Consider the following 22029-nt stretch of genomic DNA (forward strand, 5'->3'; position numbering starts at 1 on the left):
CGATTTTAAGTATGTCCTGTTATGATCTATGGGAATCTTAGCTTTTTTTGATTAATTTTTTTGCCAATTCCTCTAAGGAAATTCCTTTGGTCTCCGGCATTTTAAAAATAGCCCATAATAGCTGCAATACCATCATGCCTGCAAAAAAGTAATAGATGTACCATACCGTGTCTTTCATCAAACCTTCTTGTCCATCGAGAAAAATTGGAGTTACCAAGGTTATCAGCGCGGCAAATACCCAATGGGTGCTGGTTCCCCACGACTGTCCGTAGGCGCGAACACGATTTGGAAAAATCTCGGAAATAAAGACCCAGATTACGGCGCCTTGTCCAATGGCATGTGAAGCCACAAACAGGCAAATGAAGAGTAAGGTAAAAGAGGAAGCAAGTTGTTGCTGGAAACAAATGCCCACCATAATCAAACTAAAGATGTACCCTATTGATCCTATAATGATCAGCTGTCTACGACCTAATTTATCAAGCAATCGTATGCCGATAATGGTAAAAATCAGGTTTACAATGCCTATGGCTATGGAATTGAAGAGTGATTCTTTTCCTCCCAAGCCAGCCTGTTCCAATATTTCAGGAGCGTAATACAGTACAAAATTGATTCCTGATAATTGATTGAAAAATGCAATCAAAAACCCTAACCATAAAACCTTGGAAAATTTTTTCTGAAAAAGGGTTTCATTAGTGGTGGAGTGATCCAGATTTGCTTGGATTTCCTGAAGTTGGTTTTCCGTTTCTTCAGCAGAATAGATACTGTTAAATACATTCCGGGCAGCGTCAACATCCTTTTTTTGTGAAATCAGCCATCTTGGACTTTTGGGTATTTTCAGCACCATAAGTGTATACAAAAGAGCAGGCACCGCTTCAATACCGAGCATCCACCGCCAGTCGTTGGCCCCATCAAAACCTTTGAGCGCCCAGTTTGAGATAAAGGCGACCAAAATTCCAAATACGAGCCAAAATTGGTACAATCCACCCAATTTTCCTCGATTACTGCTTGTAGTGATTTCAGAAATATAAATAGGGGCGGCAACAGATGAAACCCCAACTCCAACTCCCCCGATAAATCGGAAGAAAGAAAATAAATAGGGTTCCGGAGAAAATGCGCATCCGATTGCAGAAACAAAGAAGAATACTCCAACCCAAAACAAGGTCCTTTTTCTGCCTAATATTTTTGTAGGAATACCGCCAAGCAAAGCTCCGAGAACAGTTCCCCACAAGGCCATACTCATAATAAATGTGCCATGGAATAATGGACTTGTGTTCCAAAGCTCCTTTATTGGAAGATTGGCCCCGCTAATGACAACGGTATCAAAACCGAATAAAAAACCCGCCAAAGCAGCGGTGAGCGAAATTCTAAAAATGCGATTTTTCATAGGAAAGTTGGTTTGTTATGGCCGGCGGAAGTTAGAGAAAAGTTTTGATATGATCAAAGATCAAAGAGGTAGCACCTTTGTTTTGATTCACATAAGAAGCGTTTATGGCTCCAGTTTTCTTTCTAAGATCAATATCCGTTATAAGTCCATGCATTAAATTTTTAAACTCCCGCAGGTTTGTAACCACTTGAATGCCCTTTTTGTCCACTAAATCCTCTGCCTCCTTAAAGCCTTCGTAGTTTGGGCCAATGATGATGGGAATGCCAAAGGTTGCTGGCTCCAAGGTATTGTGGAGTCCGGTGGCAAAGGCTCCACCAACATAGCTGACATCAGCGTAGCTGTAAATTTTGGTCAGAAGCCCAATAGTATCCACAACAAGCACATCATATTCGGAGAGAGAAGCACTCCCTACCTCAGAAAAACAGATGGTTTTTTTGTTGAAGCTGTCCTTTAATTTTTCAATATGGGCTGATTTAATATTATGTGGGGCGATAACAAATTTGACTGGAAGGTCTACGGTGTTTATATAATCCACAAGTATTTCCTCATCTTCCGGCCAAGTGCTGCCTGCAACAAAACAAGCCCCGTCATTTTTGAATTTCTCCATAAAATCAAGCTGATTGTCCTGCCCCATAATTTTCGAAACCCTATCAAATCGTGTATCTCCACTAATACTGACATTTTCATGTCCGATGGATTTGAGCAATTCTTTTGAGGTCTCGTTCTGGACAAAGAAATGTTCAAAAGCACTTAAACTTTTTCGCATAAAACCACCATACCACTTAAAGAAAATCTGCCTTTTTGAAAATATGGCTGAAACCAATAGCGTTGGAATCTCCCTTCTTTTTAACTCATGTAGATAATTGGGCCAGATTTCATACTTGATAAAAATTGCAAGTTTGGGTTTTAAGGTGTTGAGAAATTTCTTGGCATCAAAACGGGTGTCCATGGGCAGGTATAGGACCAAATCCGCTGGCGTACTATTCTTTTTCACTTCATATCCCGAAGGAGAGAAAAAAGTGAGTACGATTTTATAGGATGGATGGTTTTCGCGAATCTTTTCCAGAATGGGAAGTCCTTGTTCATATTCCCCTAAAGAGGCGACGTGCATCCAAATCACCTTTTCCTTGACCAAAGGATTCGTGTTTAAAACAGCTCTTGTTTGCTTCCTTCCTTTAACAAACTGATTGATTTTTGTGTTAAAGATGGCAACCACATGCAATACCATCCAGGCCAAGTACTGTAAAATGTTGTAAAGTGCGCGCACCGAAATCATTTTCCGCTAAAATACATTCTTTCCACAATAGGCCATGGTCGCTTTATTTCTTAATTTTGTCCACTCATATATTTTTCGGATGAAGAAAATACAAATGGTTGACCTAAAAGGTCAATATGAGGACATAAAAGAACAGGTAAACACCTCTATTACCGAAGTCCTCGATTCCTCTGCTTTTATTAATGGCCCGCAAGTTCATGCCTTTCAAAAAGAGCTCGAAGATTATTTAGGTGTGAAACATGTAATCCCATGTGCTAACGGAACAGATGCACTTCAAATTTGTATGATGGGTCTAGGATTGAAACCTGGAGACGAAGTCATCACGGCCGATTTTACTTTTGCTGCTACCGTTGAGGTAATTGCACTGTTAAACCTGACTCCAGTTTTGGTTGATGTGGAACCGGATACCTTCAATATTGACCCAAAAGCTATTGAAAAAGCGATCACTTCCAAAACCAAAGCCATTGTTCCCGTGCATTTGTTTGGACAATGTGCCAATATGGACGCGATAATGGAATTGGCAGAAAAACACAATCTTTATGTAATTGAGGACAATGCTCAGGCCATTGGGGCAAGCCACACCTTTAAAAATGGAAAAAAACAAAAGGCTGGAAATATAGGACATGTTGCATCAACTTCTTTTTTTCCATCTAAAAACTTAGGCTGTTATGGCGATGGTGGGGCAATCTTTACTAATGATGATGATTTGGCCCATACCATTCGTGGAATGGTAAATCACGGAATGTATAAAAGATATCACCATGATGTGGTTGGGGTTAATTCCCGTTTGGATTCCATTCAAGCAGCGGTTTTAAGAGCGAAGCTTCCCAATTTGGATGCTTACAACAAAAAAAGAAGGGAGGCAGCAGATAAATATTCGGTAGCTTTTGAAGGGCAACCTAATATTGTTGTTCCAAAAATACTTCGAGAAGGTCAAGATGGCCATGTATTTCATCAGTATACACTTCGTGTTTTGAACGAAAAAAGAGACAAATTGGCGCAACATTTAAACAATAATGGCGTTCCATGTGGAGTATATTACCCAATTCCGTTGCATTTGCAGAAGGCGTATGTGGATGAACGCTACAATGAAGCTGATTTTCCAGTGACCAATCAGTTGGTCAAAGAAGTGATTTCACTTCCCATGCACACGGAACTGGATGATGAACAAATAGAATTTATTACCAATCTGGTGATTGACTTTGTAAACGAATAATTGATGAAAATATTAGTAACTGGTGGACTTGGATTTATAGGTTCGCATACCGTTGTCGAATTACAGAATGAAGGTTTTGAAGTGGTGATTGTTGATAATCTTTCCAATTCCTCAGAAAATGTTCTGGATGGAATAGTTGCGATTACTGGTAAAAAACCCATTTTTGAAAAGTTTGACCTTCGTGATAAATCCGATGTTCAAGATTTCTTCGCCAGACATAATGATGTGGAGGGGGTCATTCATTTTGCGGCTTCCAAAGCTGTAGGTGAAAGTGTTGAAAACCCGCTACTCTATTATGAAAATAACCTTGGAGTTTTGGTATATATGCTTCAGGAACTGACGAAATTGGACAAGGGTAATTTTATCTTTAGCTCATCGTGCACGGTATATGGTCAGGCCGATACATTACCCATTACCGAAGATGCACCTGTGAAACCCGCAGAGTCACCCTATGGAAACACCAAACAGGTGGGAGAGGAAATTATTCGTGATACCTGTCATGTAAACCCGCAATTAGCGGCCATTTCATTACGATACTTTAATCCAATCGGGGCGCACCCATCTGTTGAAATAGGAGAGTTGCCCATTGGAGTTCCCCAAAATTTGGTTCCGTTCATCACCCAAACTGGAGTTGGTTTAAGAGAGCAACTTTCTGTTTTTGGCGATGATTACCCCACCGAAGATGGTACCTGTATTCGCGATTATATTCATGTAGTGGATTTGGCCAAAGCACATGTGGTGGCTTTACAGCGCCTTTTAGCCAAAAAGAACGAATCCAATTATGAAGTTTTTAATTTGGGAACTGGAAAAGGAAGTTCGGTCTTGGAGGTGATACATAGTTTTGAAAAAGTATCCGGAGAAAAACTAAACTATCAAATAGTGGATCGACGGGCTGGGGATGTAATTCAAGCTTATGCAGATACAAAAAAAGCGAACAATGTGTTAGGCTGGAAAGCACACTCCACCTTGGACGATTCCATGAAGTCGGCCTGGGATTGGGAACGCAAGATTCGCGGCTGACCGCCAGACAAACAAAAAATTAGGGCCCATCTTTAGATGGGCTTTTTCTTTTTATGGTTATCACAAAATCAATGCTTACTTTTAAAACTATAATTAGCTAACTCAAATAAAATGAAAAACTTCCTTCTATTTTCTTTCTCACTGATTTGTTCCGTGGCATTTGCCCAAGACACCTATCTGCATTGCGGTAGTATTGTGGATGTAAATTCTGGTAAAGTGCTCTCCGAAAAAACCATCGTTGTTTCTGGCAAGACCATAAAATCCATAGAAAATGGATACCAAACAGGTGGTGAAGAAGATCAAGTTGTCGATTTAAAAGACAAGACCGTTCTTCCTGGATTTATAGATATGCACGTTCATATCGAAGGAGAATCAAGTCCTACCCGTTACTTAGATCGTTTCACTAAAAACCCCGCGGATGTGGCATTTCAGTCCACAGTTTATGCAAAACGTACTTTATTGGCCGGCTTTACCACAGTGAGGGATTTAGGAGGCTCAGGAGTGAATATTGCGCTGCGCAAAGCCATAGCAAAAGGTTTGGTAATCGGGCCACGAATTTTTACCGCAGGTAAAGCAATCGGGACTACTGGAGGGCATGCCGATCCCACCAATGGAATGAAAATTTCCTTAATGGGTGACCCTGGCCCAAAAGAAGGGGTGGTCAACTCAGCGGAAGATGCTCGAAAAGCCGTTCGGCAACGTTATAAAGATGGGGCCGATGTCATTAAAATCACCGCTACGGGAGGAGTTTTGAGCGTCGCCAAAAGCGGACAGAACCCTCAATTTACCACAGAAGAAATTGAAGCTATCGTTGAAACAGCCAAAGATTATGGAATGCTAACAGCTGCCCATGCACATGGTGATGAAGGTATGCGAAGAGCGATCAAAGCAGGTATAAAAACAATAGAGCATGGTACGTTAATGAAGGAACCCACTATGGATTTGATGGTAAAACACAACACCTACCTTGTGCCGACCATCTCTGCAGGTAAAGCTGCTGCACAAATGGCGGAAATTCCAGGCTTTTTACCCCCAATTGTTGCTAAAAAAGCTAGGGAAATTGGTCCGGTAAGCGAGAAAAATTTCAAAAAAGCCTATGAAAAAGGAGTACCTATAGCTTTTGGCACCGATGCCGGGGTATCACCTCATGGAGATAATGGAAAAGAGTTTACTTATATGTACGAGGCGGGTATGCCAGTGATTGATGCATTGCGTTCCGCTACAATAACCAATGCAGAACTTCTGGGGATGAAAAACGAGCTGGGGCAACTAAAAAAGGGTTTTATCGCAGATATTGTTGCTGTTGATGAAAACCCATTAAACAATGTCAAGACGCTGGAAAATGTAAATTTTGTAATGAAGGAAGGAAAAATTTATAAATCAGAGTAAGTCTCATCCAAGAAATTGGACGTATATGCTATAATGGACCCCAATTTCAATTCAAGTTTGGAAATACTGCAATCAGCACAAAAGGAGTTGCTGTACAATAAATTGTTGCGGCAGATTATAAAAGACTTTGCCTTGGCCAATGTGGAGTTGAAGATTTCCGAAGATATGGAAGCTTCCCAACTCAGGGATGTGCTTCGTGAGAAAGTCTATTTCCTATTGCTTGAAAAATTTCAACAATACTTAAACCTACTATATGTAGTGGATATCGCTGAAGGTGATATTAGAAAATTAGGCACTTTGGATGCGGTGGATGCATCCGCAGAAGTGTGTTTTTTAATATTGAAAAGGGAATGGCAGAAGGTTTGGTTCAAACATAAATATAACTCCTAGCCAGATTTTGTCAAATATGCCCAAGTTTGTTGACCTACCTTTAGTAATTGTTGTATTTTTGATTAAATTTTTGGATAGGTTTTAGCTAAAAACTGTCAATGGATAAATATTCATTTTTAAACGCTGCGCATACCTCGTTTTTTGCGGAGCTATACGATAAATATCTAACAAGCCCCGATAGCCTTGAGCCCAGTTGGAGGGCTTTTTTTCAAGGCTTTGATTTCGGTCTGGAAAGTTCGTTGGACGAACTTGATATTGCAGGGGCGAACGGAACTTTGGCATTGTCCAACGGACAGGAAGTTGCAATTCCTCAATCCCTTCAGAAAGAATTTCAGGTTATTAAACTCATTGATGGCTACCGAACGCGGGGACACCTGTTTACCCAAACAAATCCGGTTCGGGAACGAAGAAAATATGAGCCATCTTTGGATTTGTCCAATTTTGGATTATCTGATTCCGATTTAGATACAGTATTCGATGCTGGAAAAATTATTGGCCAAGGGCCGAGTTCCCTTAGGGAAATAGTTGCACATCTGGAAAGGATTTACTGCGATGCGATTGGGGTGGAGTATATGTACATTCGTACACCGGATCGCATTCAATGGATTCAAGACTGGTTGAATGTTAATGATAATCATCCAAATTTTACAGCGGAAGAAAAGAAAAACATTCTAAGAAAGCTTAACGAAGCCGTTTCTTTTGAGGGCTTTTTGCACACCAAATATGTTGGCCAAAAACGCTTTTCATTGGAAGGAGGCGAATCCCTTATTCCTGCTTTGGATGTTATTATTGAAAAAGCAGCAGATGCGGGTGTAAAGCAATTTGTTATGGGGATGGCACATCGGGGACGCCTAAATGTGCTAACCAATATCTTCGGAAAATCACCAAAAGATATTTTTAGTGAATTTGATGGCAAGGATTATGAAGAAACCATCTTTGATGGAGATGTAAAATATCATTTGGGATGGACATCTAGAAGAGAAACCGATTCCGGGAAGGTGGTCAATATGAATATTGCACCAAACCCTTCACATTTAGAAACTGTAAATGGTATTGTAGAAGGAATCGCCAGGGCCAAACAAGATCGTCACCATCAAGAAAATGTTTCAGAAGTGCTTCCTATTTTGGTGCACGGAGATGCTGCCTTTGCCGGACAAGGAATTGTTTATGAAATTATTCAAATGGCTCGTTTGGATGGATATCACACAGGAGGTACTATTCATATAGTGGTCAATAACCAAATAGGATTTACGACCAATTATCTCGACGCAAGGTCATCAACCTATTGTACCGATGTGGGCAAGGTAACCCTATCGCCAGTATTGCATGTAAATGCCGATGATGCCGAAGCAGTGGTACATGCAGCCACTTTTGCGTTGGAATATCGCATGCGTTACAAAAGAGATATCTTTTTAGATTTATTGGGATACCGCAAATATGGACACAATGAAGGTGATGAGCCAAAGTTCACCCAACCCTTATTGTATAAATCCATTTCCAAGCATAAAAACCCAAGAGATATTTACGCGGAACGATTGATTGCGGAAGGTATTATCGACAAGGATTATGTAAAAGGCTTGGAGGCGGAATACAAGAAAAACCTGGAAGAGAATTTGCTGGATTCCCGTAAGGTGGAAAAGACGGTAATCACACCTTTTATGCAAGACGAATGGGGAGGTTTTGATCAAGTGGCCGAGGATGCCATGTTGAGTAACATAAAAACGGCTTATCCACAGAAAAAATTGGATGCCATTGCCAAGAGCATCACCGCACTTCCCGAAGGGAAGAAATTCTTGCGAAAATTGGAGCGATTGGTTGGAGCCCGAAACAAAATGTATTTTGAGGATAACCAACTCGATTGGGCCATGGGAGAATTATTGGCCTACGGATCCTTAATTGAAGAAGGTTACGATGTTCGAATGACAGGTCAGGATGTTGAAAGAGGAACATTCTCGCATCGACATGCAGTGATCAAGACCGAAATGCATGAGGAGGAAGTTACATTGTTGAATGAATTGGGATCCAATCAAAATGGAAAATTCCATATTTATAATTCATTACTGTCCGAATATGCCGTAATGGGCTTTGATTACGGATATGCCATGGCAAGTCCAAAAACATTGACCATATGGGAGGCACAATTTGGTGATTTCAGTAATGGAGCCCAGATTGTAATAGATCAATACCTATCCTCCGCGGAGGACAAATGGAAATTGCAGAACGGATTGGTGCTTCTTTTACCGCATGGGTATGAAGGCCAAGGAGCCGAACACTCTTCGGCGCGCATGGAGCGTTATCTCCAACTTTGCGCAAAAGATAATATGTATGTTGCGGATGTCACCACTCCCGCAAACATGTTCCATTTGTTGCGCAGACAGATGAAAGCTGGATTTAGAAAACCATTGGTGGTCTTTACTCCTAAGAGTTTGTTGAGACACCCTAAAGTGTTGTCCACGAAAGAAGAAATGGCCAAAGGAAGTTTCCAGATGGTCATTGACGATGCGGCAGCCTCTGCTTCCAAAGTAAAAACATTGGTATTTTGTACGGGTAAGTTTTACTATGATCTGTTGGATAAAAAAGAAGCATTGAAACGGGACGATGTGGCCTTGGTTCGATTGGAACAATTGTTCCCATTGCCAATAAAGGAAATACGAACTATCCTGAAAAAATATAAGAATGCCAATGATGTGGTCTGGGCCCAGGAAGAACCGAGAAACATGGGCGCTTGGGGGTATTTGTTGATGCATTTTGATGAAGCAAAACAATTTAGGGTGGCATCCAGAAGATTTTACGGAGCTCCTGCTGCAGGTAGTGCAGTGCGGTCCCAAAGAAGACATGCCCAAGTTATAGAATATGTCTTTGATAAGACAAAAGACAACACGGTAAGAAGATAAATTACAAAAGCGTAAAACTAGAATACAATGGTTTTAGAAATGAAAGTTCCCTCACCAGGGGAATCGATAACCGAAGTGGAAATTGCAGAGTGGTTGGTCCAAGATGGAGACTACGTTGAGAAAGACCAAGCAATTGCTGAGGTAGATTCAGATAAGGCAACTTTAGAACTTCCAGCTGAGGAAAGTGGAATCATCACTTTAAAAGCAGAAGAAGGGGATGCCGTTGCGGTTGGCGAAGTGGTTTGCTTGATAGATACAAGTGCGGCTAAACCGGAAGGTGATGCAGCACCCGTAGCCGATAAAAAGCAAGACAAAGAAGAACCCGCTAAGGTCGAAGCCTCTAAACCAGCTGAAGCGAAGAAAGAAACCTATGCTTCTGGAACTCCATCCCCGGCAGCCAAAAAGATTTTGGATGAAAAGGGAATAGATGCCACCTCAGTTTCGGGAACTGGAAGAGATGGCCGTATCACTAAAGACGATGCGGTAAAGGCAGTTCCATCCATGGGAACTCCTACTGGTGGAAATCGTGGGGAATCTCGTTCCAAACTTTCGATGCTGCGAAGAAAAGTAGCGGAGCGTTTGGTGGCTGCCAAAAACGAAACAGCCATGTTGACCACTTTCAACGAAGTGGACATGTCTCCCATTTTTGCTTTACGTAAACAATACAAGGAAACTTTTAAAGAAAAGCATGGGGTAAGCCTAGGCTTTATGTCCTTCTTCACCAAAGCGGTTGTTCGCGCGTTGGAAATGTATCCGGCCGTAAACTCCATGATTGACGGTAAGGAAATGTTGTCCTATGATTTTTGCGATATCAGTATAGCCGTATCCGGACCTAAAGGATTGATGGTCCCTGTAATCAGAAATGCCGAAAATTTAACTTTTAGAGGCGTTGAAGCCGAGGTGAAACGCTTGGCAATTCGAGCAAGGGAAGGTGAGATTACCGTTGATGAAATGACGGGAGGCACTTTTACCATTACAAATGGTGGTGTCTTTGGTTCCATGTTGTCCACACCAATTATTAATCCTCCACAAAGTGCGATTTTAGGTATGCACAATATTGTAGAGCGACCTATTGCCAAAGATGGCCAGGTGGTCATAGCACCTATAATGTATGTGGCACTTTCTTATGACCACAGAATTATTGATGGCAAAGAATCCGTAGGATTTTTGGTTGCTGTAAAAGAAGCCTTGGAAAGTCCTGAGGAATTGCTGATGGATGGCAATGTGAAAAAAGCATTGGAGTTATAGGTCAATTGTCACATCGAGTGCAGTCGAGATACCCTAAAGTATTTTGCTTGTAGTTCTCGACTTCGCTCAAACTGACTTTTCCACTTTTATAAAACTTTCCTGCCAGTGAAATGGACCTTCCATTTTATCAACATTGCATTAAAGCACTGAGATCCCATTGTTGAACAAAAAAACAATGCAAGGAATCCAGAAGAGAAATGGTAAAAACTTATTTCTCCTCTGGGTTGAATTAGCTATCCTAAATATATTTGAGACTTCCCATTTGTTAATTAAGGAACATGCTCAATTTAAAGTATTTGCAGACGGTACTATTTTCAGACTGCATTGTGATTGGTAAAACTTAAAATTTAAAAGATATTCCTCCATTGATCACTGTTCCATTGAATCCAAATTGATTGACTTCCCAAGGATATCTGAACCTTCCGCCTAAATCCGTTACAAAATCTCCTTTTGTGTCTATTTCATCAGGAAATACATTTAAAAGATTGTTGACAGAAAGGCTGGCTGAAACTTTATCACTAAAGCTGTGATTTATAATCAAATCCGTAAGAATTTTACCTGCAAAGGTTTGATCAAAGGCCGCATCATCCGTTGGAAGATTTGAACCTCCTGGACCTAATGGTGCGCCATTAAGGCCATTGTTGGCATGTTTCCAGCTCACTTCTCCAAAATAGGTGTTGTTTAAAATGAAACTCCACTTATCAATTTCATAATCAAGTCCTAAGAGAATCTTTGATTTCGGCCTTGATGAAGTAATCCTTGACTGCTCTTTGCGGTTAAAAATTTCATATCCATTTTGGGCCAATAGTGCTGGTGTGTTAATTTCATCAACTATCTTGGTTTCATTAAAGTTTGCAGAAACATTAAGCTCCAAAGTACCATTGCCGAAAGGAATATTTTTGTAATTGGCAACAATATCCAAACCTGAGGTTTCGGTGTTTACAGCATTCACAAAGAATTTAAGACTGGTTATATCATTGTCTAACAAAATCTGTTCAACAGGATTCGTGTTTACATCGTCTCCATCAAAACCTATTTCACCTGTAAACAATACCCTGTCATCCACTTTCACGTTGTAGTAATCCACGGAGAGCGAAAGATTCTGTATAGGTCTAAATGTGATTCCGGCTGAAATGTTTTTTGATGTTTCTGCCGTTAATTGTGGTACGCCAAGACCATCTCTGATAACTGGATCAACATTGTTAAAAGTACCTTGGTTGGAAACCGTTCCTCCAGAAACCAATGTCTGTACATTACTTAAGTAAATTTGATGTAAAGAAGGAGCTCTAAAACCTGTACTGTAGGATCCACGAATGGTGCCTTTTTCTTCCCCGAAAAGATATCTACCACTTATTTTCCAAGAAGTATTGTCTCCAAAATCACTGAAGTCTTCGTACCTAATGGCACCTCCTATCAAGAATTGCTCCGTTACATCCACTTCCAAATCGCCATATAACCCATAATTGTTTCTACTTTCATTTACTACGTTGCTAGGTTGTAGTCCTGGGAAAGACTGAACACCTCCGCTTACATAGGATGCTGGTTGGCCGGCTTCTGAAGTAAAGCGTTCTTCTTTTATTTCGGCTCCGAAACTCAAACTTAAATCTCCAAAACTTCGTGAAAAATCCAAGTTACCCAAGAGGTTTCCGAATGTGTAGGCCCCTACATCAAACGATGTTGGGCTGCTAGCTCCCAATGCGGGATTTATACTGTTGTTGACTTCATAATCAACCGCATTTCTTCCATGCGTACCACTGATATCAGTATTAAATCCTAGAAATTGTGTTTTAACGCCTATGGTAAAATTGTTGTCCCTGATATCGGTCTCAAATGTTGGCTGAAAACCATTGTATTCCTCATTAGGGCTATGTAAAAGGTTGAAAGGGTCTGGAACCCAGTATGGAGCTCTGAAAAGTGCAAAACTTTTCCCTTTTCTATAGGTGAATCCTCCAAAAGAATAAAGCTCTCCTTTTCCATTTTTGAATGGGATACCGGCGTTGTAGCTTATGTTGGTACTTTTCGATTCAGGCTGCCCGACGGTCATGCCCAAATCTGGATTATCCCTTAACCATCCGGACCAGGTGGGATCATCTGCAGCAACTCCAAAAAGTACATCCTCTCCGGGTTCACCGGCTCTATTGGTCAAATCTTGCTGGTAGTAGGCAAATGTTAGGTTGGCATAGCCAACATCATCAATGTTCAATGTGGTGTTAAGGTCAGCTCCAAAGTTAAATCCATCGCCTTCGGTGGTAACCCCTGAGTTTACATTAACGGAGGTGTACTCCACATCTTTTTTAAGAACCATGTTGATTACCCCGGCAATGGCATCAGATCCATATTGTGCCGATGCACCATCCCTTAATACTTCTATTCTTTCAATGGCCGCTGCGGGCACACTTTTTAAATCAACCCCAACCTCTCCTTTACCGGGTGTGTCATTAATATAGACCAATGCACTTTGGTTTTTCCTCTTACCATTTATTAATACCAAGGTTCTACTAGGCCCCAAACCTCTTAAATCTGCAGGGTCGAAATGTGCCGTGGCGTCCGAAATGGTCTGATTTGTAGAATTGAATGAAGGCACTTTGAAAGTAAGCATTTTATCTACCGTGGGTTGCCCGGTGTTTATCAGTTCTGCTACCCCAATATTGTCTACCGGAACTGCAGAGTTCAATACCGTTCTGGGCTTTGACCTATTGCCGATCATGATTACTTCATCAAGAGCGATTCCTTCCTCCATCGATATATTTATTGTGCTTTGCCCTGAAATATTGATTTCTTGACTGTTGTAACCGATGGAACTGAATACAAGAACTGCATTTTCGTCGGATACGTTTATGGAATAGTTGCCATCAAAATCCGTGGTTGTCCCGTTTGTTGTGCCTTTTTCTATAACATTTACTCCAATTAGGGGATTTCCATTATTATCCGTAATCTTTCCTGTGATTGTGTTTTGCATATCGGCTGTATTCTTTACTGCCATTAAATCCACCTTTAATTTTTTAAGGTGTTCCCTGCTTTTTTTCGAAGCCGTGTATACAACATAGTAGCTATTGCCTAAATGGTCGATGTTTACTTCAACCTTTTTTTCCAGCTTACCCAGAGTTTTCTTTAGTTTGGCAATATCAAATTCGTTGGGGTCCAATTTTTTGTCCGAAATCTCATTGGGGTTATACGTGAAAAAGATCTGATGTTCTTCACTAATGAGAACCAAAAAATTGGTAAGGGAGATCATCTGATCATCCGCTTCATTTATGTTCTTTGCCCACAATGTGTTGTTGGTAATAAAACAGAAGCAAATAATCATTAAAATTCTAGTGTAAAAGTGCTTGCCCATGACTTAAATTTTTAGTTGAGTTGTTTTTTCATTTTTATTGTTAATGCTTCATTATCTGTTGTAATGATTGTGTTCGATGCCTTTTCAATGGCTTGTATACAGATTATTAAGTTTTTAGTGGGAATACCTCCGCTAATAATTTGGTTGGGACTTTCCCCATCAAGAAATTTCGCCTTCATTCCATAGGTGTCCTCTATCCTTTTTACCACTTCATAAAGAAATGCGTTTTCAAAAACAAGGGTTCCGTCCTTCCATGATGAAACCTGCCGATGTTTTTCTATTGATTTATGTTTAAGTATTTGATCCGTGTTCTGTGAATAGGATATTTGATCGCCAGGAACCATAGCTTTGATAAGACCATTTTTTAACTTTATTTGAATATTACCCTCGTCCAGAGTGACGTCGGTCTTATTGTGTTTAGCATTTACATTGAATTCAGTACCGTATACCTCTACAACAAGGTCATCGGTATGAACATAAAATTTTGCATTTGTGGATTGCTTCTTTTCTACCTTAAAATAGGCCTCCCCCTCTAGTAGTATATTTCTTGGGTCGGTTTCATCAAATGTTATGCTTGAATTGGCATTCAACATAACTTCGGAACCGTCGGGAAGATTTACTGTCATCAATTGTCCATATTCTGTTTTGTAGTGGATGGAATTATCCTGTGACAGAAAAAAATACGAAGCAACAAGCAAACATACCGAAGCAGCCACGGCTGCATATTTTGCCCAGTTTAATTTATTTCGAACCTTATCTTTTTGATTTATCGGAAGTTTGTTCCAAGCTTTGTCGACCTCAAATTGTGGCAGGCTTTCTTTTTTAAAGGCAATACCCAGGATTATGCTTTTGGCATCTAGGACCAACTCTGCTTTTTCCGGATTGTTTTTAATCCAGTTTTCCCAAAAAGCCACATCATTTTGGTTTTGCTTTTTGGCCCAGTTTACGAAAGACGAATCTGAAATAAAATCAGCAATAGAGTTAAACTCTTTTGGAAGCATATAAAGGTCTTTTATATACTAAGAGGCACACGGGATTAAAATATACCCTCTGAAAAAGAATTATTTTAAAATGCGAAGGAGTTTTTGGTGGTCAACTTGTTTCCTTAACCATGAAAATGCCTTTTGAAGCGTATTTGAGACACTTTGGTTGCTAATATCCATAATGGATGCAATTTCTTTGACAGTTAATCCATTGTAATATTTTAAGAAAATAGCTTCTTTCTGTCTTTCGGGCAATTGATTTAGTAAGATAACCAGTTGGGTGTTTGTTGTTCCAAAAGCTGATTGACTGGTTTGCAGTTCCTGCTCGTAAAATAGAATTTGGTTTTTTACTTTTTCCATCTTCTTTTTATCCTTGCTTCTCTTGTTCAATGCCTTAAAAAGTCGTCTTCGGTAAGAAACAATTAAATAGGAATGAATGTTGACCACTTGATCCAGACTTTCTCTCTTTTCATATAAATAGGTAAAAAAATCCTGTAGGGTATCTTCGGTCAGCCCCTTGGAATTCGAAATTTTGTAACCATAATAAAACAAAGAAGTATAGTGGAGTTTAAAAATAGTTTCAAAAGCATCCTTGTCCCCATTTTTAAACTTTGTCCATAAGGCAAAATCCATAGTGTTCTTTGACATTCAATCAGTTAAAAGATTGAAAAGGTAGTAAATTTTTAACAAAAAATTTAGAAAGTCATTAATGTGGTATGGTTGGGACAAGCAAAAGAGAGGGCTGGGCTAGTTTTCTTTTTCAGCGTATTCGTAAGAACAAACATTTCTTATTATAATCAATTACGGCCTTTCCTTTTTTAAGAATGTCGGCCCCGATAATACCATCCACGGGAAGAGAGTTATGCGAGGTCAGCGCTTGGTTTACATGTACCAAATCAAAAAGCACAATTTTCTGCTTTTTCTTTTTCCATTCGCCTATTTGGATTTTATTTTTGGAAGAGACCAAGGTTTCCATCTCAGTGGCACCGGCTCCAGCAGCCTTAATCTCCGAAACTTCAGAGACCATTTTAAAAAAGTCAATTTTATCCATGCCAACACAGGTATTGGAAGCACCCGTGTCTAGGATAAACCTTCCGGAAATACCATTGATCTTTGCAGAAATCTCAAAATGATTGGTTTCAGTAAGCACTAAAGGAATGCTTATATAGCTTTTGGAGGTTAAATATTTTTTGAGGGATTTCATCAGCTATTTTTCCTAAAGATAAACCTATTTTTGCGTAATGTTGATAACAGATACCCATACCCATTTATATAGCGAAGCTTTTGACGAGGATCGCAATGCAGTGATTCAAAAAGCAATGGACGCTGGGGTCCAACGGTTCTTTATCCCGGCAATTGATTCCACCTATACCGATGCCATGCTGGATTTGGAAAACAGATATCCAGAAAATGTATTCTTGATGATGGGGTTGCATCCTACCCATGTAAAAGAAAACTATAAAGAAGAATTGGCTCATGTAGAACAGCTGTTTTCCGAAAGAAGTTTTTATGCCGTGGGTGAAATCGGTATTGACCTTTATTGGGACAAAACTTTTTTAAAGCAACAGCAGGAGGCATTTGTATATCAAATTCGATTGGCGAAGAAACACAAACTTCCAATTGTGATCCATAGCCGCGAATCCTTTGATGAGATTTTCGAAATTTTGGAACAGGAAAAAAGCGATGATTTGTTTGGAATCTTTCATTGCTTTACCGGAACTTTGGAACAAGCGCATAGGGCCATATCCTATAATATGAAATTGGGTATTGGTGGAGTGGCAACATTCAAGAACGGTAAGATTGATCAATTTCTGGACAAAATCGATTTGAAGCATATTGTGCTTGAAACGGATTCCCCTTATTTGGCACCGGTTCCGTACCGGGGAAAACGCAATGAAAGTTCCTATATAATTAAGGTATTGGAAAAACTAGCAGAGATATATGAATTATCCATGGAAGAAATCGCAACAATAACCACTGAGAATTCCAAACAGGTTTTTGGTATATGAATATGAAGGACAAGACCAACATACTGCTTATTTATACCGGCGGTACCATCGGTATGATAAAGGATTACAAAACCGGCGCTTTAAAGGCGTTCAATTTTAAGGAATTGATAGCGAACATTCCCGAACTGAATCAGCTCGATTGTAAATTAAAAGGGATTTCGTTTGAAGAACCTATAGATTCGTCAAATATGAATCCCGAACATTGGGCAACCATTGCCACAATTATTGAGGATAACTATGATCATTATGATGGATTTGTGGTGCTGCATGGAAGCGATACAATGAGCTATTCAGCATCTGCACTTAGCTTCATGTTGGAGAATCTGGCCAAACCAGTAATATTTACGGGATCCCAGCTTCCCATTGGTGACTTGCGCACCGATGCCAAGGAAAATCTGATCACTTCTATTCAGATTGCGGCTTTACAAGAGAAAGGTAGGCCCGTTGTGCAGGAAGTGGGCTTGTATTTTGAATACAAATTGTACAGGGCCAATAGAACAACCAAAATCAATGCGGAGCATTTTGAGGCATTCGCCTCCCTTAATCATCCACCTTTGGTGGAATCAGGAGTACACTTAAATGTGCACTATGCCAATCTTCTCAAAAGACCAACCCATAACAACCCATTGCTGGTTCATAAGATTATGGATGACAACATTGCTGTGTTAAAATTGTTTCCGGGATTAAATGAATCCGTGTTGAAATCTATTTTGGGAATCCCTGGACTAAAGGCATTGGTGTTGGAAACCTATGGCGCGGGCAATGCGCCAATGGACGAATGGTTCTTACAAGAGTTGAAAAATGCAGTTTCCCATGGTTTGCTCATTATTAATGTTACCCAGTGTTCCGGTGGGGGTGTTGCCATGGGTCATTATGAGACCAGCGAGAAGTTAAAAGAGATGCAATTGGTTAACGGAAAGGACATTACGACCGAAGCAGCAATTACCAAGGCAATGTACCTATTGGGCCATAAAATTTACGGTGAACACTTCAAGAAAAATTTTGAGACATCCTTGCGTGGTGAAATGCACTAAAATTAACTCCCTAAATTTTATTAACTAATTATTTTTTTGTTTATTGGTCGGCCTAATCTATAACAATAGAGAGGTGGCCGAGTGGTCGAAGGCGCACGCCTGGAAAGTGTGTATACACCAAAAGTGTATCGAGGGTTCGAATCCCTTCCTCTCTGCTAGGTATTTTAATTTTGCAATTATAAAATTTTTATATCTTTAACATTATTAACTAACTAAATTTAAGTTTGAAAGAAATGAAAAAAATATCCTTTACTCTGGCTGCTGCCGGAATGTTTGTTTTGGGAACTACAAATGCATCAGCGGCTATACTACAAGACGAAGCTGCGGCCGAGGCCAGCAAAGGTTTCACTCAAGTGTTAAAAGAACAGTTCATTCAGGGAGGCCCTGCCTTCATGGGAATTGTACTCTTATGTTTGATCTTGGGATTGGCTGTCGCAATTGAAAGAATTATTTATTTGAACCTGGCCAGCACAAATTCGGCTAAGCTAAAACAACAAGTGGAAGATGCATTGGCATCAGGTGGTGTTGAAGCGGCCAAGGAAGTGTGCAGAAACACAAAAGGACCAGTAGCCTCAATTTTCTATCAAGGATTGGATAGAGCGGGTGAAGGATTGGAATCTGCAGAGAAAGCTGTTGTTGCTTACGGAGGTGTACAAATGGGACAGTTGGAAAAGAACGTTTCATGGTTGTCCCTATTTATCGCCATTGCACCCATGCTTGGGTTCATGGGTACGGTAATTGGTATGATTGCGGCCTTCCAGAAAATTGCGGCAGTAGGTAACTTGAGCGCATCGCTGATTGCGGGTGATATTCAGGTAGCATTATTGACAACCGTATTTGGTTTGATTACTGCAATTATCCTTCAGATTTTCTACAACTATATCATTGCAAAAATCGATAGTATCGTAAACGACATGGAAGACTCCTCTATATCTTTAATAGATATGTTGGCGGCGCACAAGAAATAATTACGAAATTAAAAACTATCGAGAATCATGAATAAAATAATTAAAATAGTACTGATTGTCATTGGACTGGTTGCCACCGTACTATGGTTTGGTATGCCATCAAGTGACGATCCAGATGCGATAAACAGTGGTTCTATGAACTTTATGTTCATAATCATGTACCTGTTGTTGGCCATTGCTGTGGTTTCAACAGTGTTTTTTGGACTTAAAAAATTGCTCTCCACTCCAGGTAGCCTTAAAAAGGCATTGTTTGGTATAGGTGGATTGGCAATCGTAGTTGCTATTTCTTACGGACTTTCTTCTGGAGATGAAGCAAAAGCAGTAGCCGATGCAATGGCTGATAAAGGAGCAACTGAAAGTACGGTTAAGAATATTGGTATGGGATTAAATGTTTTCTTTATCCTTACGGCCGTAGCAGTTGCACTTATGGTATTGCCCGGGTTGAAGAAAATGTTTGTTAAGTAAAAACCTAAAGTTATGCCTAGAAGAAAAGGAGCACCAGAAGTTAATGCTGGTTCCATGGCAGACATAGCTTTCCTCTTACTTATCTTTTTCTTGGTTACTACAACCATTGAAACTGATGCAGGATTGGATCGTATGTTGCCTCCTATGGAGCCGCCAGAGGAAGACGTGGTAATTAAGCAAAAGAACATTTTTACGGTAAACATCAATAAAAATGGTCAATTGTTGGTCGAGGATGAGTTGATGCAGCTTACAGGTTTAAGAGATGCGGCGATTGCCTTTCTTGAAAACGGAGCGGATGGTTCTTGCAACTACTGTAAAGGTAGAAAGGACCCTACTTCATCGGATAATCCCTCCAAAGCTATTATTTCTTTAAAGAACGATCGTGAAACCAAATACAGTACATATATAACGGTACAGAATGAATTGGTGGGAGCGTATAATGATTTAAGGAATAGAGAGGCCCAGCGTATTTTTGGTCGGGATTTCACGGAAATGGAAAAAGAGTATCTAAATCCGGAAACCGCTTCAAGTGTCAGAGATGACCTAAAGGACAAAGTAAAGCGAATTCAAGATATGTTTCCTCAGAAGTTATCGGAAGCAGAAACAACAAGTAACTAAAGTAAATAACGTATGGCAAAGTTTGCAAAAAAGAAAGATGGCGATTTGCCTGCGGTTTCTACCGCATCGTTGCCAGATATCGTATTCATGTTACTGTTCTTTTTTATGACGGTAACCACGATGAAAGATAGCTCTTTGTTGGTTGAGAATACGCTTCCAAACGCAACTGAAATCAAAAAGTTGGAGAAAAAAGACCGCGTAATCTATATTTATGTAGGGAAACCTACTCAGGAATATCAAAAAGTTTTTGGTACAGAACCAAAAATTCAATTGAACGATAAGTTCGCAAATGTAGATGAGGTCGGTTCTTATATTTTGGCAGAGCGTGCCAAAAAACCACAAGAAATACAGAATGTATTGACTACTGCACTAAAGGTTGATAAAGAAGCCAATATGGGTCTTATTGCCGATATTAAACAGCAGTTAAGAGAAGTAAATGCCCTAAAGGTCAACTATACGACCTATGAGGGAAATGCTTTTAATAATTTGCAGTAGACAATAACTTAGATTTAGTGAAAAACGCTTCAAGTATCACACTTGAAGCGTTTTTTTATGCCTCAAAATGTATCGGTCTTTGGAATAATTGTTGTGATACTTAAATATCCCGCTGGGGATAAAATCAAATTAGTAATCCAACAAAACATTTTATTATGGCTAGAAACAATGAGATTCCAGAAGTTAACGCTGGGTCAATGGCGGATATCGCCTTTTTGCTATTGATCTTTTTCTTGGTTACCACCACCATTGAGACCGATGCAGGCATCGACCGGAAATTACCACCCGAAGAAACGATGCCTCCTATTCCAATAAATGAAAGAAATGTTTTTAGAGTCAGTCTCAATAAAAATGATGATCTCTTTGTGGAAGGAGATATTATGTCCATCGAAGAATTAAAAACTTCGGCAATTCGGTTTTTGGACAATGGTGGTAGTCCAGAATCCAATACAGATTATTGCGGCTATTGCAAAGGAGAAAGAGCTTCAAATTCTTCAGACAGCCCAAATAAGGCAATTATAGCCCTTAACAGCGACCGTGAAGCAAGTTATGGGATGTATGTGAGGGTACAGAATGAACTTACCGCTGCCTACAACGAACTCAGAAACAGGGAAGCACAACGATTGTTCAACCGAGACTTTATGGATATGGAGAAGGCCTATTTTGATGTCAAAACCCCTGTTGAAACCAAACAGCGACTCAAAAAGGAGATTAACCAGATTCGGGAGATGTTTCCTATGAAGTTATCCGAGGCGCAAACAAAGTTTAATCTCTAAAAACGATATTATGAAGATTTCAAAAAAAACATCCCATAGACTTCCGGCAATTTCAACGGCTTCCTTACCCGATATTGTGTTTATGCTGCTGTTCTTCTTTATGACAGTAACCACAATAAAGGATAACACGCTGCTCGTGGACAATGACCTTCCCAACGCTGATCAAGTAAAAAAATTAACCCAAAAAGACAGGATAATTGAGATTTTTGTGGGAAAACCATCCAAAGAGCTTGCAAGCGTACTTGGGGATGAACCAAAAATACAACTGGATGATCGGCTGGCACAAGTAAAAGATGTTGGACCTTATGTATTGTCCGAGTTGGATAAAAAACCCGATGCAGTCCGAAATTTGGTGACCGTTTCGCTGAAGGTCGACAAAAATGTGAACGTGGGGATAGTTTCCGATATAAAGGAAGAACTTCGAAAGGTGAATTTGCTGAAGGTAAATTACACTACCCATGAAGGGAATCCTGAAAAGAATTAAACAATTAGAATGAAAGCTTAGGTATAAAACAATCCAAATGTGT

Annotated in this window: 20 protein-coding genes and 1 tRNA gene; 15 read left to right on the forward strand and 6 right to left on the reverse strand. The window is 39.9% G+C overall.

What is annotated here, in order from left to right; genetic code table 11:
- Positions 1 to 37 precede the first annotated feature (37 nt).
- Positions 38 to 1384 (reverse strand): sugar porter family MFS transporter, encoded by a 1347-nt coding sequence (locus ACULLG_RS06225; protein WP_452125913.1) that lies wholly within the window; start codon positions 1382 to 1384, stop codon positions 38 to 40.
- Between the two features lie 31 nt (positions 1385 to 1415).
- Positions 1416 to 2660, reverse strand: a complete 1245-nt coding sequence (locus ACULLG_RS06230) for a 3-deoxy-D-manno-octulosonic acid transferase (protein WP_452125914.1) — start codon at positions 2658 to 2660, stop codon at positions 1416 to 1418.
- Between the two features lie 79 nt (positions 2661 to 2739).
- On the opposite strand from ACULLG_RS06230, the gene ACULLG_RS06235 reads away from it, so the two are divergent.
- From ACULLG_RS06235 to odhB, 6 genes are all read left to right on the forward strand, one after another.
- Positions 2740 to 3876, forward strand: coding sequence for a DegT/DnrJ/EryC1/StrS family aminotransferase (locus ACULLG_RS06235; protein WP_452125915.1), 1137 nt, complete (start codon positions 2740 to 2742; stop codon positions 3874 to 3876).
- Positions 3877 to 4896, forward strand: coding sequence for a UDP-glucose 4-epimerase GalE (gene galE / locus ACULLG_RS06240; protein ID WP_452125916.1), 1020 nt, complete (start codon positions 3877 to 3879; stop codon positions 4894 to 4896).
- 111 nt (positions 4897 to 5007) lie between these two features.
- Complete coding sequence (locus ACULLG_RS06245; RefSeq protein WP_452125917.1) at positions 5008 to 6285, forward strand: amidohydrolase family protein; 1278 nt, start codon at positions 5008 to 5010, stop codon at positions 6283 to 6285.
- 33 nt (positions 6286 to 6318) lie between these two features.
- Positions 6319 to 6675 carry a hypothetical protein gene (locus ACULLG_RS06250; RefSeq protein ID WP_452125918.1) on the forward strand — a complete coding sequence of 119 codons (357 nt, stop codon included), beginning with the start codon at positions 6319 to 6321 and terminating at the stop codon, positions 6673 to 6675.
- A 98-nt stretch (positions 6676 to 6773) separates the two neighbouring features.
- A complete protein-coding gene (locus ACULLG_RS06255; protein WP_452125919.1) occupies positions 6774 to 9569 on the forward strand; it encodes a 2-oxoglutarate dehydrogenase E1 component in 2796 nt (931 codons plus the stop codon).
- A 27-nt stretch (positions 9570 to 9596) separates the two neighbouring features.
- Positions 9597 to 10817 carry a 2-oxoglutarate dehydrogenase complex dihydrolipoyllysine-residue succinyltransferase gene (gene odhB, locus ACULLG_RS06260; RefSeq protein WP_452125920.1) on the forward strand — a complete coding sequence of 407 codons (1221 nt, stop codon included), beginning with the start codon at positions 9597 to 9599 and terminating at the stop codon, positions 10815 to 10817.
- A gap of 340 nt (positions 10818 to 11157) precedes the next feature.
- On the opposite strand, the gene ACULLG_RS06265 is transcribed toward odhB, so the two are convergent.
- The 4 genes from ACULLG_RS06265 to ACULLG_RS06280 form a co-directional block, all read right to left on the reverse strand.
- Positions 11158 to 14154, reverse strand: a complete 2997-nt coding sequence (locus tag ACULLG_RS06265) for a TonB-dependent receptor (protein ID WP_452125921.1) — start codon at positions 14152 to 14154, stop codon at positions 11158 to 11160.
- A gap of 11 nt (positions 14155 to 14165) precedes the next feature.
- Positions 14166 to 15155, reverse strand: coding sequence for a FecR family protein (locus tag ACULLG_RS06270; protein WP_452125922.1), 990 nt, complete (start codon positions 15153 to 15155; stop codon positions 14166 to 14168).
- Between the two features lie 60 nt (positions 15156 to 15215).
- Positions 15216 to 15785: an RNA polymerase sigma factor gene (locus ACULLG_RS06275; RefSeq protein WP_452125923.1), complete on the reverse strand. Its 570-nt coding sequence runs from the start codon at positions 15783 to 15785 to the stop codon at positions 15216 to 15218.
- A gap of 112 nt (positions 15786 to 15897) precedes the next feature.
- Positions 15898 to 16341 (reverse strand): retropepsin-like aspartic protease, encoded by a 444-nt coding sequence (locus ACULLG_RS06280; protein WP_452125924.1) that lies wholly within the window; start codon positions 16339 to 16341, stop codon positions 15898 to 15900.
- A gap of 37 nt (positions 16342 to 16378) precedes the next feature.
- Here ACULLG_RS06280 and ACULLG_RS06285 point away from each other — a divergent pair, with 37 nt between their 5' ends.
- The 9 genes from ACULLG_RS06285 (at position 16379) to ACULLG_RS06325 (ending at position 21986) form a co-directional block, all read left to right on the forward strand.
- Entirely contained in the window at positions 16379 to 17146 is a 768-nt protein-coding gene (locus tag ACULLG_RS06285) for a TatD family hydrolase (protein WP_452125925.1), read from the forward strand.
- A 2-nt stretch (positions 17147 to 17148) separates the two neighbouring features.
- On the forward strand, positions 17149 to 18180 hold the full coding sequence (locus ACULLG_RS06290) for an asparaginase (RefSeq protein WP_452126535.1): 1032 nt from the start codon (positions 17149 to 17151) through the stop codon (positions 18178 to 18180).
- Between the two features lie 67 nt (positions 18181 to 18247).
- A tRNA-Ser gene (locus ACULLG_RS06295) sits at positions 18248 to 18335 on the forward strand.
- 78 nt (positions 18336 to 18413) lie between these two features.
- A complete protein-coding gene (locus tag ACULLG_RS06300; protein WP_190811073.1) occupies positions 18414 to 19148 on the forward strand; it encodes a MotA/TolQ/ExbB proton channel family protein in 735 nt (244 codons plus the stop codon).
- A gap of 27 nt (positions 19149 to 19175) precedes the next feature.
- Positions 19176 to 19613, forward strand: coding sequence for a hypothetical protein (locus ACULLG_RS06305; RefSeq protein WP_190811074.1), 438 nt, complete (start codon positions 19176 to 19178; stop codon positions 19611 to 19613).
- Positions 19614 to 19625: 12 nt separating this feature from the next.
- On the forward strand, positions 19626 to 20231 hold the full coding sequence (locus ACULLG_RS06310) for an ExbD/TolR family protein (protein ID WP_452125926.1): 606 nt from the start codon (positions 19626 to 19628) through the stop codon (positions 20229 to 20231).
- 12 nt (positions 20232 to 20243) lie between these two features.
- Positions 20244 to 20726: an ExbD/TolR family protein gene (locus ACULLG_RS06315; protein ID WP_420321526.1), complete on the forward strand. Its 483-nt coding sequence runs from the start codon at positions 20244 to 20246 to the stop codon at positions 20724 to 20726.
- A 155-nt stretch (positions 20727 to 20881) separates the two neighbouring features.
- Positions 20882 to 21502, forward strand: a complete 621-nt coding sequence (locus ACULLG_RS06320) for an ExbD/TolR family protein (protein ID WP_452125927.1) — start codon at positions 20882 to 20884, stop codon at positions 21500 to 21502.
- Between the two features lie 7 nt (positions 21503 to 21509).
- On the forward strand, positions 21510 to 21986 hold the full coding sequence (locus ACULLG_RS06325) for an ExbD/TolR family protein (protein ID WP_452126536.1): 477 nt from the start codon (positions 21510 to 21512) through the stop codon (positions 21984 to 21986).
- The last annotated feature ends 43 nt before the right edge of the window (positions 21987 to 22029 follow it).

The sequence above is a fragment of the Flagellimonas sp. 2504JD1-5 genome (genome assembly GCF_053618295.1).

What these genes read in the sequence shown, in the direction of transcription:
- ACULLG_RS06315 (WP_420321526.1), top strand. Translation starts at nt 20,244, where the DNA reads ATGGCAAAGTTTGCAAAAAAGAAAGATGGCGATTTGCCTGCGGTTTCT.
- ACULLG_RS06245 (WP_452125917.1), top strand. Translation starts at nt 5,008, where the DNA reads ATGAAAAACTTCCTTCTATTTTCTTTCTCACTGATTTGTTCCGTGGCA.
- ACULLG_RS06290 (WP_452126535.1), top strand. Translation starts at nt 17,149, where the DNA reads ATGAAGGACAAGACCAACATACTGCTTATTTATACCGGCGGTACCATC.
- ACULLG_RS06320 (WP_452125927.1), top strand. Translation starts at nt 20,882, where the DNA reads ATGGCTAGAAACAATGAGATTCCAGAAGTTAACGCTGGGTCAATGGCG.
- ACULLG_RS06235 (WP_452125915.1), top strand. Translation starts at nt 2,740, where the DNA reads ATGAAGAAAATACAAATGGTTGACCTAAAAGGTCAATATGAGGACATA.
- ACULLG_RS06285 (WP_452125925.1), top strand. Translation starts at nt 16,379, where the DNA reads ATGTTGATAACAGATACCCATACCCATTTATATAGCGAAGCTTTTGAC.
- ACULLG_RS06305 (WP_190811074.1), top strand. Translation starts at nt 19,176, where the DNA reads ATGAATAAAATAATTAAAATAGTACTGATTGTCATTGGACTGGTTGCC.
- ACULLG_RS06225 (WP_452125913.1), bottom strand. Translation starts at nt 1,384, where the DNA reads ATGAAAAATCGCATTTTTAGAATTTCGCTCACCGCTGCTTTGGCGGGT.
- ACULLG_RS06300 (WP_190811073.1), top strand. Translation starts at nt 18,414, where the DNA reads ATGAAAAAAATATCCTTTACTCTGGCTGCTGCCGGAATGTTTGTTTTG.
- ACULLG_RS06270 (WP_452125922.1), bottom strand. Translation starts at nt 15,155, where the DNA reads ATGCTTCCAAAAGAGTTTAACTCTATTGCTGATTTTATTTCAGATTCG.
- ACULLG_RS06255 (WP_452125919.1), top strand. Translation starts at nt 6,774, where the DNA reads ATGGATAAATATTCATTTTTAAACGCTGCGCATACCTCGTTTTTTGCG.
- ACULLG_RS06250 (WP_452125918.1), top strand. Translation starts at nt 6,319, where the DNA reads ATGGACCCCAATTTCAATTCAAGTTTGGAAATACTGCAATCAGCACAA.
- ACULLG_RS06310 (WP_452125926.1), top strand. Translation starts at nt 19,626, where the DNA reads ATGCCTAGAAGAAAAGGAGCACCAGAAGTTAATGCTGGTTCCATGGCA.
- ACULLG_RS06265 (WP_452125921.1), bottom strand. Translation starts at nt 14,154, where the DNA reads ATGGGCAAGCACTTTTACACTAGAATTTTAATGATTATTTGCTTCTGT.
- ACULLG_RS06280 (WP_452125924.1), bottom strand. Translation starts at nt 16,341, where the DNA reads ATGAAATCCCTCAAAAAATATTTAACCTCCAAAAGCTATATAAGCATT.
- odhB (WP_452125920.1), top strand. Translation starts at nt 9,597, where the DNA reads ATGGTTTTAGAAATGAAAGTTCCCTCACCAGGGGAATCGATAACCGAA.
- ACULLG_RS06230 (WP_452125914.1), bottom strand. Translation starts at nt 2,660, where the DNA reads ATGATTTCGGTGCGCGCACTTTACAACATTTTACAGTACTTGGCCTGG.
- ACULLG_RS06275 (WP_452125923.1), bottom strand. Translation starts at nt 15,785, where the DNA reads ATGTCAAAGAACACTATGGATTTTGCCTTATGGACAAAGTTTAAAAAT.